Source organism: Pseudomonas sp. G(2018), assembly GCF_005502415.1.
Taxonomy (GTDB): domain Bacteria; phylum Pseudomonadota; class Gammaproteobacteria; order Pseudomonadales; family Pseudomonadaceae; genus Aquipseudomonas.
The window spans coordinates 60,555-75,257 of record NZ_SCOO01000004.1; the positions used below are offsets into that span (position 1 = coordinate 60,555).

General features: G+C 61.5%; 6 protein-coding genes. 4 read left to right on the forward strand and 2 right to left on the reverse strand.

Annotated elements, in window-relative coordinates; translation table 11 throughout:
- Positions 1 to 19 precede the first annotated feature (19 nt).
- A complete protein-coding gene (lapD, locus tag FFS64_RS05315; protein WP_137804492.1) occupies positions 20 to 1,960 on the forward strand; it encodes a cyclic di-GMP receptor LapD in 1,941 nt (646 codons plus the stop codon).
- 134 nt (positions 1,961 to 2,094) lie between these two features.
- Here the strand turns inward: lapD and FFS64_RS05320 are convergent, their stop codons facing one another.
- Positions 2,095 to 8,484 carry a retention module-containing protein gene (locus tag FFS64_RS05320; protein WP_137804493.1) on the reverse strand — a complete coding sequence of 2,130 codons (6,390 nt, stop codon included), beginning with the start codon at positions 8,482 to 8,484 and terminating at the stop codon, positions 2,095 to 2,097.
- Positions 8,485 to 9,081: 597 nt separating this feature from the next.
- Between FFS64_RS05320 and FFS64_RS05325 the strand changes: the two genes are divergently transcribed.
- Genes FFS64_RS05325 through FFS64_RS05335 form a run of 3 tightly spaced genes read left to right on the forward strand, consistent with a single transcriptional unit; the run spans position 9,082 to position 13,983 of the window.
- Positions 9,082 to 10,440 (forward strand): TolC family outer membrane protein, encoded by a 1,359-nt coding sequence (locus FFS64_RS05325; protein ID WP_137804494.1) that lies wholly within the window; start codon positions 9,082 to 9,084, stop codon positions 10,438 to 10,440.
- Between the two features lie 18 nt (positions 10,441 to 10,458).
- A complete protein-coding gene (locus FFS64_RS05330; protein WP_137804495.1) occupies positions 10,459 to 12,618 on the forward strand; it encodes a type I secretion system permease/ATPase in 2,160 nt (719 codons plus the stop codon).
- A gap of 9 nt (positions 12,619 to 12,627) precedes the next feature.
- Entirely contained in the window at positions 12,628 to 13,983 is a 1,356-nt protein-coding gene (locus tag FFS64_RS05335) for an HlyD family type I secretion periplasmic adaptor subunit (protein WP_137804496.1), read from the forward strand.
- A gap of 119 nt (positions 13,984 to 14,102) precedes the next feature.
- Here the strand turns inward: FFS64_RS05335 and FFS64_RS05340 are convergent, their stop codons facing one another.
- Positions 14,103 to 14,699: a tRNA-uridine aminocarboxypropyltransferase gene (locus tag FFS64_RS05340; RefSeq protein WP_137804497.1), complete on the reverse strand. Its 597-nt coding sequence runs from the start codon at positions 14,697 to 14,699 to the stop codon at positions 14,103 to 14,105.
- Positions 14,700 to 14,703 lie beyond the last annotated feature (4 nt).

Sequence of the window (14,703 nt, forward strand, 5' to 3'; positions counted from 1 at the left end):
CATCAGCAAGGAGCATTCCATGAAACTGCGCAACCAGTTGTTTCTCGCCATCTGCCTGTTCCTGCTGGTGGCGTTCAGCGGCAGTTTTTTTGTCAGCCTGGAAAGCTCTCGCGAACAGATGCTCGGCCAGTTGCGCTCCCACGCCCAGGACGCGGCCACGGCGTTGGGCCTGTCGTTGACCGCGCAGATCGATGACCGGGCCATGATGGAGTTGATGGTCAGTTCGATTTTTGACAGTGGCTACTTCAACAGCATTCGAATCATCGACATCAAGGACGAGCAGGTACTGGTGGAGCGAAGCGCTCCGGCACGGATCGAAGGCGTGCCGGGCTGGTTTGTCAGTCTGGTCAACCTGCGTCATCAGGGCGGTGACGCGTTGATCATGCGCGATTGGGAGCAGGCAGCACGGGTCGAGGTGCTGAGCAATCCGCAGTTTGCCCTGGCCAAGCTCTGGGACAGCACCCTCGGCAGCCTGATCTGGTTGGTCGTGTGCGGACTGCTCAGCGCCGTGTTCGGTGGCTGGCTGTTGCGTCGACAACTTCGTCCACTGGAAACCTTGGTCAAACAAGCCGAAGCCATCAGTAAACGCGAGTTCCTGAGCCTGCCGAAATTGCCCCGCACGCCGGAATTGAAACGTGTGGTGCTGGCGATGAATCAGATGGTCGAGAAACTCAAGGCGTTGTTCAGCGAAGAGGCAGCGCGCAGTGAAAAGTTACGCAGCGAGTCCTATGAGGACAGCCTGACCGGGCTGGCCAACCGACGCTTGCTGGATGAACAACTGGCGGACCATTTACTGGTCGCCGAACAGCATTGCGACGGTCATTTACTGATGTTGCGAATCAACGACCTGACCGGGCTCAACCAACGCCTGGGCGGCCAACGCACTGATGCGTTGATCCGCGCGGTCGGCGAATTGCTCAAGCGTCTGACCCGCTTGCCGGAGCGACGCACCTGGTTGGCGGCGCGCAACCGCGGGGGCGAATTCAGCCTCTTGACGCCAGGCCTGGATGCCGAGGACGCGGCACGCCTGGCTGCCGAAATCAGTGCCACCCTGGAAAATCTGCGCCAGACCGGTGCCAGTGACTGCATGCCGGTCGCGCATCTGGGCATCGTCGCCTACCACCCCGGCGAACCGGCCAACGATGTGCTTGTGCGACTGGATCAGGCACTGACCCAGGCCGGCCAACACCCCGAGCGACCCTGGGTGCTGCTGGACCACGGCGAGAGCGCGCCGAACCCGACCCCGTACGATTGGCGCGGCTGGATCGACGACGCGCTGACTCAAGGCAAATTGCAGTTGTATTTTCAGCCGGTGGTGCAATGCGCCGATACCAGTGAGGTGTTGCATCACAAAGTCCTCGCACGCTTGCTCGACCCGCAGGGCCAGGCGATTGCAGCCGGACATTTCCTGCCGTGGATCGAGCGTCTTGGCTGGTCGGCACGCTTCGATCTGGCCATGCTCGAAGCAACCCTCGATTACCTTGCCGTCAATCGCTGGCCGCTGGCGCTGAGCCTGTCCGGCAGCACCTTGCGTGATCAGCCGCAGCTGCAGCTGATCATCGACATGCTCGAATCACTGCCGGAACTGGCACCGTTGCTGACCCTGGAAATCGATGAACGTCAACTGCCGCCTCCCGAGCAACTGCAGCGCCTCAGTCATAGCCTGCTCGACACCGGCTACCGCATCGGCCTGCAACATTTTGGTGGCAGCTTCAGCCAGATCGGCAACCTCACCCAACTGGGCCTGGCTTATCTGAAAATCGATGGGGCCTACATCCGGCATATCGATGCACAGCGGGATAAACGGCTGTTCATCGAGGCGATCTTCAGGGCGACCAACAGCATTGATTTGCCATTGATCGCGGAAATGGTCGAGACCCAGGGCGAGCTGAAGGCCATCAGGGAATTAGGGGTCTTCGGGGTGATGGGCAGGTTGATCGGGTCACCGGAGCCGATGTGATTTCGTCAGGCAGACCTGTAGAAGCAAAGCTTGCTCGCGAAAGCGGTGGTTCAGTCAACATCCTTGTTGAATGTGAAACCGCTATCGCGAGCAGGCTCGCTCCCACAGGGGTTTGTGTGAGGCAGACCCTCAGGTCACACGGTATCCACCTTCAACGAATGATCGTTGAGCATGCCGTTGATGATGGTCGCCGAGTCCGCACCGGAAATCACCCCGCCCGCCCCCGGGGTGACGCCGTAATGGCTGGCCAGGTTGACGCCGGCCAGCTCGATGGTCTGGTTCGGCGCAGCACCGGCCATGGCGCTGACGTCGATGCTGGTGACCAGTGATGCGCCGCTGCCGCTGACGGTGAAGTGCAGGTAGTCATCCAGCGAAGCCGCGGTGCCGTTTTCCCCTTGCAGCAGTTGCGACAGATCGAGTTTGTCGGTGCCCGGCGTGAAGTCGGTGATCACATCATGGCCGCCGCTGCCCTTGAACCACTGGAAGGTGTCGGCGCCGCTGCCGCCGGTCAGGGTGTTGTTGCCCAGGCCGCCGATCAGGAAATCGTCGCCGCCCTCGCCCTTGAGTACGTCGTTGCCCAGGCCGCCGGTGATGATGTTGCTGTTGTTGTCACCGGTCAGGCTGTCGTTGAAGTTCGAGCCGACGAGGTTCTCGATACCTGTCAGGGTGTCAGTGCCGGCGCCCAGCGTATTCTGTGGCCCGCTCGTCCCCAGATTGACCGTGACGCCCGCCGTGGCATGGGCGTAGCTGGCGGTATCGTTGCCAGTGCCGCCGTCCAGCAGGTCATTGCCCACGCCGCTGAACAGCAAGTCATTGCCGGCGCCGCCGTGCAACTCGTTGTTGCCGGTGCCTGCGGTGAGGATGTCGTTGCCGTCACCGGCATTGAGGATGTTGTCGCCGCTGCCCGCCACCAGCGTGTCGTTGCCGGCGGTACCGGTGAGGGTATGGCCATTCTGGTAGCTGATGCTCACGTTGGCGCTGTCGCTGCCGCCATGGTTGTCGCTGGCTGTGTAGGTGCCGTGGTAGTCCGGGGTGATGTCATGCGCCCCGGAATAGTCGAGCTTCATTGTCAGTTGGTAGCCTTCCGAATTGTTGACGCCGCTGCCACTGGTGTTGGTGATGTTGGTGATGTGGATCTGGTACACACCATCCGCCGCCGCGGTGATGGTCTGGCCATCAGCCAGGGCAATCCAGGCGCCGCCGTTGATGGAGTACTCCATGGCGATATGGCCGGCTGCCAGGTTGTGGTCCAGGTTGAGGGTTTCACCTTGTTTGAGGTTAACGGTGATCCGGTCCTCATCGTTGGTGTTGGCCGCGTTGATCGGGCCAAGGTAACCACTGACCACCAGTAGTGCAGTCATGGTTGCGGCATTGGCCGCGAACGACTCGCGCACATTGGCCAGGTTCTGGTTGCTCGGTTTGACGCCGCTGCCGGAGAAGTCGATCGCACCGGAACCCTTGAAGTCCGCGCCTTTGCCGACCCAGCCTGTGTAATAGTTGCTCGGCGATGCGCTCAGCGGATCGCCATCTGGATCAGTGTCATTGGCCAGCAGCAGCTCACCCGGCACCGTGATGTTGCCCGAGAGTACGTTGGTGATGATGTGATCATCGGCGGCCACCGGTGGAGCATTCGGAATGACCTTGACCACCAGGGTCGAACTGGCGAGATCGCCGTCGTTGTCGCTGACGGTGAAGCCGATGTTTTCGGTGAGCGCCACTGAGGTGGTTTTCTGCGATACGTAGCTGTATTCGCCGGTATCGAGATTCACCACCAGGGTGCCCTTGTTGTCGGTGGCGATACTCAGGGTGTTGTTGACCGTGTTGAAAGTGCCATGGTTGGCGCCGCCGCTGAAGTTCAGCGAACCCTGGTTGCTGTTGCCTTTCGGATCATAGGTGTAGGTGGTGCCATCGACGGTGATGGTTTTGATGAAGCCACCATCGGCCCCGAACGTACCGCCCTCGCCCAGCAACGAACCGGTCACCGGCGCGCCGATGACCGTGCCGGAAAGCACCGAGTTGAGCTGGTTCAGATCCGTGACGATCACCGCGTTGGTATTGTTGCCGGGGGTGGTGCTGCCGTCATATGCCAGCGGATCAAGGTTGGCATTACTCACACCGTTGCCCAGGCCAATCGCGTAGTTCTTGATGTCGTTGGCTTCGAGGAACGCTTTCCACGCGGCCTCATCCGAGCTACCGATATCCCCTTCATTGGGTTTGCCATCAGAGAAGAAGTAACCGACGTTCTGTGCGCCGGTCAGTTTGCCATTGGTGTTGAACGCGTCCTGCGCCACGTCCACCGCCGCGTCGTAATTGGTGCCACCGCCTGCCGTCAGGCCGGAGATAATCGATTTGGCCGTCGCTACATCGACCCATACCGAAGTCTTGTCGGTGGCGTTGCTACTGAACGTCACGATCTGCACTTTGACGTCGCCCAGGTCATCGTACTTGTCGAGCAAGGCGCTGATCGCCTGCTTGGCCAGCTCCAGCCGCGACAACCCCGGTACGCCAGAGGCGTCGGCCATGCTGCCGGACACGTCGATGATCAGCAGCAGATTGGAATCGATCTCCACAGCCGCCACGGAACGTTCCGAAGCTAGGGCTTTAGGCACGTCATCAACGATGTTGACCACGATGGTGCTGGTGGTGCTGTTACCCCCCGCATCGGTGGCTTTGTAGGTGAAGCTTTCGCTCAGGGTGTTCGGACCATCGTTGGCACCCGGCGCGGTTTTCGGCGCCGATGTCAGGGTGTAGGTGTAGGTGCCGTTGGGGTTGAGCAGGATCTGCCCGTACGTCCCGGTGGCGCTGCCGACCAGGGTGTAGGTGACCGCACCGCTGGCGCCGGTGACCGAACCGACCAGGGTACCGCTGGCCGTTTCACCGGTATTGCCCGGTTCGCTGCCGGTGACGGTGCCGGCCGCCAGATCCTGGCCGTCCTTGCCCAGGTCCAGGGCTTTTTCGTAGACCGTCACGTCGCTGTCGGTGACGGCTTTGATATTGCTGTTGCAGACATCGATGGTAATGGTGGTGGTGCTTTGATCGCCATCGGCATCGCGCACGGTATAGGTGAACGTATCGGTAGCCCCCGGTGCAGCGACCGAGTTCGGGTTGCTGTGATAGACCGCGTTACCGGTGGCGTCCAGGGTCAGATAGCCGTAGTTACCGTTGATCTGAGTGTTGAGGCCGCCCACCGCCGAAGTCGAGGTGTTGCTGCCGGCGCGCACACCGATCACCGCGGCCAGGCCGTCGGCACCGCCGATGTCGTTGTCCAGCACATTGCCGCTGACCGTGCCGCCTTCGATCACAGAGGCGGTGTCGGCTTTGGCGGTCGGCAAATCATCGACGATGTTGACGTTGATCTGCCCGGACGCCGTGCTGCCATCGGTGTCGGTAGCGACCACGTTGAAGTTCTCGGTGATGCTGTTGGCACCGTTGGCATTCGGGTGGGTCTCGTTGTCCACCAGGGTGTATTTGTAGCTGACCACGCCGGTGGCCGGGTCGTAGCCGGTGATGGTCAGGGTGCTGCCCAGCGGCGTGGTGATGGTTTGCGGAAAACCGGCGGCCACGCCTCCGGTGACCACGGCGATACCGCCGACGGTCAGGGTTTGCAGGCCATCCAGCGCGGTGACGGTGAACGTGCCGCTCTGGGTCAGCGCCGGTGCGTTGGGATGGGAGCCGTCGCTGAGGTTCTTTTCATAGACCGTCAGCTCGCCACAATCGACATCCAGGCCCTTGATGATGACCAGGTCGTTGTTGTTATGGACGTTCAGCACCAGGTTGGCGGTGCTGATATCGCCGTCGGCATCAGTGAGGGTATAGGTGAAGGTTTCTGTCCCGTTGCCACCACCGTGCAGGGCTTTGAAATCCACGTCGTTGGTGTTGAGGGTGTAGGTGTAGGTGCCATTGGCGTTCAGCACCAGCGTGCCGTATTTACCGACGAAGGTACCCGCGGTGATCGGACCGCTGTGGGGGCCGGTCGCCACGGTATCGGCGCCTTGCACGTCGTTGGTCAGTACGTTGCCGTTGAGGGTGAGCAACGACTCCGACGCCGTGTGGGCGTTGCTGTCATTCATCGCTTTGGGCACGTCATCGACAATGTCGACCACGATGGTGCTGGTGACGACGTTGCCCAGGGAGTCGGTAGCCTGGTAGGTGAAGGTTTCGTGCGTGACATTGGCGCCGTCATTGGCATGCGGCGTAGTGCTGGGCGGTGAAGTCAGGGTGTAGGTATAGGTGCCGTTCGGGTTGAGGTGAATTTGCCCGTAAGCCCCGGTGGCGCTGCCGACCAGGGTGTAGGTGATCGCCCCGACGGCGCCGGTGACCGAGCCAACCAGGGTGCCGCTGGCAGTTTCGCCGGTGCTGCCAGGCTGGCTACCGGCGACCGTACCGGCGGCCAGGTCCTGGCCATCCTTGTTCAGGTCGAGGGCTTTTTCGTACACGGTCACGTCGGTGTCGCTGACCGCTCTCAGGCAACTGTTGTAGACATCGATGGTGATGGTGGTGGTACTTTCATCGCCATCGGCATCGCGCACGGTGTAGGTGAATACGTCAATCGCGCCGGGGCCGCTCACGGCGTTAGAGTTGCTGTGGTAGACCGCGTTGCCCTGGGCATCGAGGGTCAGATAACCGTAGGTGCCATTGATCTGGCTGTTCAAGCCGCCGATGGCCGAGGTCGAGGTATCCGACCCGGCACGCACGCCGACCACCGCGCCGCTGGCGGCCGGACCGTCGGCGCCGCCGATGTCGTTGTCCAGCACGTTGCCGCTGACGGTACCACCCTCCTGCACGGAGGCTGCGTCGGCTTTGGCGGTCGGCAGGTCGTCGACAATGTTGACGTTGATCTGCCCGGTGGCAGTGCTGCCGTCGGTGTCGGTGGCGACGACGTTGAAATTCTCGGTGATGCTGTTGGCGCCGTTGGCGGTCGGGTGGGCCTCGTTGTTCACCAGGGTGTAGCTGTAGCTGACTACACCAGTGACTGGGTTGTAGCCGGTGATGGTCAGGGTGCTGCCCAGCGGCGTGACGATCGATTGCGGGAAACCGGCGGCCACGCCACCGCTGACCACGATGATGCCACCCACGGTCAGGGTTTGCAGGCCATCGAGCGCGGTGATCGTGAAGGTGCCGCTTTGGGTCAGGGCCGGGGCGTTGGGGCTGGTGCCGTCGCTGAGATTTTTCTCATGGACCGTCAGTTCGCCGCCAGATACGTCGAGACCGTTGAGGGTCACGCCATCGTCGTTGTTGTGGATGTTCAGCACCAGGTTGGCGGTGCTGGTGTCGCCATCGGCATCGGTAAGGGTGTAGGTGAAGGTTTCGGTGCCGTTGCCACCGCCGTGCAGGGCTTTGAAGTCCGCATCGTTGGTGTTCAGGGTGTAGGTGTAAGTGCCATTGGCGTTCAGCACCAGGGTGCCATACTTACCGACGAAAGTGCCGGGGGTGATCGGGCCGGCGTTTTCACCGACCGGCACACGGTCGGCGCCTTGCACGTCGTTAGTCAGCACATTGCCGTTCAGGGTCTTTTGGGTTTCCGATGCCGTGCCATTGCCGTCATCGACCGCTTTCGGCACATCGTCGGTGATGTTGACGTCCAAGGAACCGGTGGCGGTGTCGCCGTTGCTGTCGCCGGCGACCACGGTGAAGTGCTCGCTGAGGGTAGTGCCGTCACCGGACGTATGGGTCTCGTTGTCGTTGAGGGTGTAGCTATAACTCACCACACCGGTGGCCGGGTTGTAACCGGTGATGGTCAGGGTGCTGCCCAGCGCAGTGGTGATCGACTGCGGGAAGCCCACGGCGACACCGCCGCTGATGATGTTGATCCCGCCGATGCTCAGGCTGGTCAGTCCGTCGGGCGCCGTGACGGTGAAGGTGCCGCTCTTGGTCAGCGCGCCGGGATTGCTCGCCGAGCCGTCGGCGAGGTTGGCTTCATTGAGGGTCAGTTCGCCGCCTTTTACCGAGAGGCCATCGAGGGTGACCGGATTGTTGACGACAGGCGTGATCACCGGGTCAGCGTCGGGGTCGGCATCACCTTCGTGCCGCTCTTCGGGAAACTCGGGGATGCCATTGAAACCGGCGGTGGGGAAGCCAATGATTGGATCGACCCGCCCGCCCACTTCTTCAAGCAATACAAAACTGTGGCCCCCACCCAGTGCACCACCGCCAGGAGCGGTCGAACCCGGCCCGGCCGCCGTCGCTTCAGCGGTCTGCGTCGGGTCGTCACCGGCAGCAATGGCTTTTTGCAGTTGCTCGACATCAGTCAGCTGCGCCTGGGTCGGCGTTACCGCCTCGGCCGTGTCCACACGGGGTGGCTGATGTGCCAACAACTGGGCGTTCATTTGCAGGCTGCTGCCCCGTCCGAGGGTCAGTTCCTGGCCATTTTGCAGATGCACCGCCACGGCCCCTTCGGCCCCGGTATTGAGCTGATCACCGGCGAACAATCGGTCGCCCTCGATCAGAACGCGACGGGTGCCGTCGCCCCCTGTGGCGAACACCTGACCGATGACTTTACTGACGATACCGATGAGCGTAGCCATGTGCATTTCCTCCGTTGCCAACCGCTGTCGGCACCTTTTTGTTGCGGAGAACATGCTCATGGATGGCTCAAACGGGTCGCCCGGCGGATCGTCTACCCGATCAGCGGCATTACCTGAGTAAGCCGCTGCCCCGGCGACGATCTCGCCCAGCGTGTTGCTCACGGGCGTCGTCCACGGTGGGAATAAAACCCTTTGCGATCAATGGCATCGAGTTCCACATCCGAGACAACTTGCCCTGCGAGCGAAGCGTAACGGTTCTGAATCACCCGAGTGACAAAAAACCGTCACCCAATTTCCGTTACACGTCCCTCCCCTCCAGCACCTCTCCGCCCTATGTCGATAAATGGATCGGAACTTTTCCCAAGCCCTCATGAGCGCCCTAAAGCTCATAAATCAAGGGCTTCGCAATGGAACAATGTGCTGGATTTTGCAGAGCGCATAAGTTTTTTTCGACATAAACATTATGAGAAATACTTCTTAGATTCTCTCCAGAATGTTCTTAGCTCTGTTGTTAAAAGCATGAAACGGTTTGCCTATAAATGTCGTCAAATAATTGGCGACTCATAAAGCACCATCAGGACTCAGGGAGATGTACCCATGCGCCTTTTAACCCCCCTCTACACCGCCGTTTTATTGGCCATGGCCTGCACCTCTCAGGCTCAAGCCATGTCATTGACCGAGGCGATCCAAAGCACCATTGCGACCCACCCGGAATTGGCGTCGCGGGTGGACAGCCGTCTGTCGGCCGATGAAGACGTGAAGGTCGCCAAGGGGGGCTTTTATCCATCGGTTGACTTGAACGCCGCCTATGGACGCGGGTACAGCGATAACACCAATACGCGCGCGTTCGGCGATCACCACACGGAAATCCTCAACTACACCCAATCGGAATTGCGCCTGCGGCAGATGCTCTTCGATGGCTTCAATACCGCCAACGAGGTCGAGCGCACCAAGGGCGTGGTCAACTCCCGGGCCTATTACGCCCAGGGCACCGCCCAGGACCTGGCCCTGCGCACCGTCGAGGTCTATCTCGAAGTGCTCAAGCGCCGTGAGCTGGTGACGCTGGCCAAGAACAACCTGCAAGCGCATTTGCGGGTCAACGACCAGATCGGCCTGCGTACCGAACGCGGTGTCGGCAGTAACGCCGATGCCGACCAGTCCACCGCTCGTCGGGCACTGGCGGAAAACAACCTCGACACCGCCGAGGTGGATCTGGCCGACGCCGAGTCGAACTTCTACGCCGTCGTCGGGCGCTTGCCCGATGAACTTGAAACCCCGCCCTCGACCCGCGGCGAACTGCCGGCCAGCCTGCCGGAAGCCCAGCAGAGCATGGTGGAAAACAACCCCTACCTGAAATCCGCCCAGGCCGACGTACAATCGGCCGAGAGCCAGTACGAGGTTGCCAAGTCGCCGTTCTACCCACGTTTCGACGCAGAGGCCGCGGTGGGCGCGAACAACAACATCGCCGGCGAAGAGGGCCATGACAACGAATGGCGGGTCGGGGTGGTGATGAACTACAACCTGTTCCGCGGCGGCAGCGACAAGGCGCGCCTGCAATCCAACGCCCACAAGATCAATCAGGCCATGGACATCCGCAACAACGCCCTGCGCCAGCTCAACGAAAACATTCACCTGGCCTGGAACGCCATGGTCAACGCCAAGAAGCAAACCCCGACCGCCCGTGAATACGCCGAAACCAGTAAACGCGTGCGCATGGCCTATCAGGATCAGTTCGGCCTCGGCCAACGTACCCTGCTCGACCTGCTGGACAGTGAAAACGAACTCTACAACGCCAACCGCCGCTACACCGAAGTGCGCTACACCGAAGAGTTTTCGATGTACCGGGTACTGGCGAACATGGGCCAGTTGTTGAGCAAACAGCGGGTGGTGTTGCCCGCCGATGCGATCGCCCAGACCGAAGTGAAAAACGAAGCGCGTTTGCCTGAACTGAAGTAGTGCAAGGGAGCGATCAATGTGACCAGCATGGAACCTGGCAACACCGGTGTCGATCCGCGCCTGAGCTTCGATGACCCACTGCTGGACGGTCTGTTGATTCTCTGCAAACTCCATGGCGCGACGGTCAGTCGCGCCAGCCTCAGTGCCGGGCTGCCAATGGCACACCAACGCCTGAGCCTGGACCTGCTGCCACGCGCAGCGGCCCGGGCTGGTTTGCAGGCGCGCCTGCTGCGCCGCGACCTCAAGGATATTTCCCCGCTCAACCTGCCCGTCATGCTGCTGCTCAACGATGGCCGCACGGCGGTGCTGCGCCGCCATGGCGAAGACGGTCGATTGTTGATCCTGCCCAGCGAAGCCGACGGCGGCGAACAATGGATCAGGACCGAAGAGCTTGAAAAACATTACGCTGGCCAGGCCCTGTTCGCCCGGCCACGGCATGAACTCGAAAACCTGCGCTCGCCGTTGGTGCCGCGGGTCCAGGCCTGGTTTCGCGACACGCTGAAGCTGTCGAAATGGCTGTACAGCGACGCGGTCCTGGCGAGTTTCCTGATCAACCTGCTGGGCCTGATGGTGCCGCTGTTCGTGATGCAGACCTACGACCGCGTAGTGCCGAACCAGGCCACTTCGACCCTGTGGGTGCTGTCCATCGGTTTGCTGATCGGCACCGTTTTCGAGTTGGTACTGCGCGTGGTGCGTGCGCACTTGCTGGACACCGCCGGGAAGAAAACCGACGTGATCCTGTCGGCGACGCTGTTCGAACGCATCACAGGCATGGCGATGAAAGCCCGCCCGGCGACCATCGGCGGTTTTGCCCAGAGCATTCATGACTTCCAGGGCCTGCGGGAATTTCTCACTGCCGTGACCCTCACCAGCCTGATCGACCTGCCCTTTGCCTTGCTGATGTTGCTGGTGATCGGCCTGCTCGGCGGCTGGCTGGTGGTGATCCCGATCCTGGCATTTCCGATCACCATCATTTTCGCCATGGTGATTCAGGCGCGCTTGCGCGACACCGTGCAAAAAAGCCTGACCCTGGGGGCCGAACGCCAGGCCCTGCTGATCGAAACCCTCGGCGGCCTGGAAACCCTCAAGGCTTGCAGCGCCGAAAGCGAGCGCCAGCACAAATGGGAAAGCACCCACGGCGCCCTCACCCGCCTCGACAGTCACGCGCGCAACCTGGCGGCGCTGGCCACCAACGGCACCCTGTTCATCCAGCAGTTTTCCGGCATGGCGACCATCGTTGCCGGGGTCTACAGCATCATCGCCGGCAACCTGAGCGTCGGTGCGTTGGTGGCGACCTACATGCTCGGCAGCCGGGTACTGGCCCCGCTGGGGCAAATCGCCGGTTTGATCACCCGCTACCAGCAAGCGCAACTGACCATGAAGAGTACCGACGCCCTGATGTCCCTGCCTCAGGAACGGGACGCCCGGCAACGGCCGCTGGAGCGTACGCAACTGCAAGGCGCGCTGGACGTGATCGGCGTGACATTCAATTACAGCGGCCAGAGCGCCCCGGCATTGGCCAATGTCAGCTTCAGCGTGAAACCCGGTGAACGGATCGGCATCATCGGCCGCAGCGGCTCGGGCAAAAGTACCTTGGCGCGCCTGGTGATGGGGTTCTACGAACCTGCGGAAGGCCAGTTGCTGCTCGATGGCCTCGACCTGCGGCAACTGGATGTCGCCGACCTGCGCCATCAGATCGGTTACGTCGCCCATGACCTGCCGCTGCTGGCCGGCAGCCTGCGCGACAACCTGACCCTCGGCGCGCGCTACATCAGCGACGCGCGCATGCTTGAAGTGGCGGAACTGACCGGCGTCACCGAGCTGGCCCGGCAACATCCGCAAGGCTTCGACCGCCCCGTCGGCGAGCGCGGGCAATTGCTCTCCGGCGGCCAACGCCAGGCCGTGTTGCTGGCCCGGGCCTTGTTGCTGGACCCGCCGATCATGCTGCTCGACGAACCCACCAGCGCCATGGACAACAGCAGCGAAGACGTTCTGCGGCAAAAACTCCACGGCTGGGTCCAGGGCAAAACCGTGCTGCTGGTGACCCACCGCACCTCGATGCTGAGCCTGGTGGATCGGCTGGTGGTGCTGGATAACGGGCGGATCGTCGCCGACGGACCGAAAGAAGCGGTCATCGATGCACTGCGCAAGGGCCGCGTCGGCTCTGCGGCGGTCTAGGAGTTGCCCATGTCTGCGGACCAAGGCTCGCGTGGTTACTTCAGCAGCTTTGGCAAAAGCGCCGAAGTTGAATTCATGCCGGAAACGGCCGGCGCCTCGTTGCAGGATTCACCGCGCTGGTCGCGGGTCACCGTGTGGCTGGCGGCAGCGCTGTTGATCAGCGCGCTGGTCTGGGCCAAGTTCGCCGTGTTGCAGGAAGTCACCATGGGCGAAGGCAAGGCCATTCCGTCGAGCAAGGTGCAAGTGATCCAGAACCTGGAGGGCGGCATCGTCACCGAGATCTTCGTGCGCGAAGGGCAAATGGTGAACAAGGGCGACACCCTGTTGCGCCTGGATGACACGCGCTACCAGTCGAACAAGGGCGAAAGCGAGGCCGATCGGTATGCACTGACCGCGCAGGTCGAACGACTGTCGGCAGAAGCGGAAGGCCGCCCCTTCAAACTGTCGGAAGAAGTGATCGCCAAGGCGCCGCAAGTGGCCGAAGACGAACGCTCGCTGTACGAACAACGACAACGTCGACTGGCCAGCGAACAACGCACGCTGAGTGAACAACTTCGGCAAAAAACCCAGGAACTGGCGGAATTCCGCTCGAAAGCCGGGCAATACAGTTCAAGCCTGGCGCTGGTCAATCAGGAGATGGCCATGTCCGAGCCGCTGGTCAAGACCGGTGCGGTATCGCCGGTGGAGATCCTGCGACTCAAGCGCAGCGCCGTGGAAATCCGCGGTTCGCTGAACGCTACCACCCTGGCGATCCCCCGGGCGGAATCGGCGATGGCCGAGATCAAAAGCAAGATCGACGAGTCGGAACAAACCTTCCGCTCGGAAGCGGCCAAGGAGCTGAATGAGAAACGCACCGACCTGTCGAAAATCACGGCGTCGAGCATCGCCATCGACGACCGCGTGACCCGTACCACGGTGACCTCGCCGGTCAAGGGCATCATCAAGGTGTTGAAGGTCAACACCATTGGCGGCGTGGTCCAGCCGGGCAGCGATATGGTGGAAATCGTCCCCCTGGAAGACAACCTGCTGATCGAGGCCAAAGTGCGGCCACAGGACGTGGCGTTCCTGCATCCGGGGCAGAAAGCCATGGTCAAGTTCACCGCCTACGACTACACGATCTATGGCGGCCTGAGCGCCAAGCTTGAGCTGATTGGTGCCGACACCATTACCGACGACAAGGGCAACAGCTTCTACCTGATCCAGGTGCGCACCGATAAAAACCATTTGGGCGGGGATGCGAAACCGCTGCTGATCATTCCGGGGATGGTGGCGACGGTGGATATCATTACCGGGGAGAAAACGGTGTTGGATTATTTGCTGAAACCGGTGCTGAAAGCGCGGACTGAGGCGATGCGCGAGCGGTAGTCTCGATCAGAATTTCGGGTGATTGTTCTATCGCTTTCGCGAGCAGGCTCGCTCCCACAATGGAATGCGATCAAATGTGGGAGCGAGCCTGCTCGCGAAGAGGCCCGAACAGGCAACGACTATTTCGGCCCATGATTACGCTGAAAAACCTCCTCCCCCATCGCCGCAATCTGCCCTTCGATCAACGCTTCGAACGGCTTCAACAACGGTTCGAATGAAGCCGGCGCTTCAAGCGTCTGCAACGCCTGTACAATCGCCTCCACCGTCGACAACGCTCCCGGCCCCGGTGCCTTGCGCAGCCGATAACGGGACACGCCGCCCTCGGCCAGGGTCACCCTTGGCAGCGCCGCCAGCAGTGGATTCAAGTGCAGCATCTTGCGCGCCTTGCGCCAGGTACCGTCCGGTACCACCAGCAGCAACGGCTCATCGGATGCGCTGTAAGCCTGCATCGGTTGCGCATCGTCGGCGGGGAACAGCAAACGTGCCTGGTACCCCGGCTGATTCAACAACCTCGGCAAATCCTCGAATACCTCGCCGACGATCAACTCGGCATTGTTCAAGCCCAACGCCGCCAGCCGCGCGGTGTTCAGGGCATGGCTCACCTCGTTTGGATGCTGCAACAGCAACACCCGAGTGCGGCTGTCGAGGCTGGGAATCAGCGGGCACAGGCAGTGGCTTTGCGGACGCAGGCAGCGCGGGCATTGAATTCTGGACATCGTC

Bases quoted from the DNA above. Each gene is read 5' to 3' on its own strand.
- FFS64_RS05320 (WP_137804493.1), bottom strand. From the start codon at position 8,484: ATGGCTACGCTCATCGGTATCGTCAGTAAAGTCATCGGTCAGGTGTTC.
- FFS64_RS05325 (WP_137804494.1), top strand. From the start codon at position 9,082: ATGCGCCTTTTAACCCCCCTCTACACCGCCGTTTTATTGGCCATGGCC.
- FFS64_RS05335 (WP_137804496.1), top strand. From the start codon at position 12,628: ATGTCTGCGGACCAAGGCTCGCGTGGTTACTTCAGCAGCTTTGGCAAA.
- FFS64_RS05340 (WP_137804497.1), bottom strand. From the start codon at position 14,699: ATGTCCAGAATTCAATGCCCGCGCTGCCTGCGTCCGCAAAGCCACTGC.
- lapD (WP_137804492.1), top strand. From the start codon at position 20: ATGAAACTGCGCAACCAGTTGTTTCTCGCCATCTGCCTGTTCCTGCTG.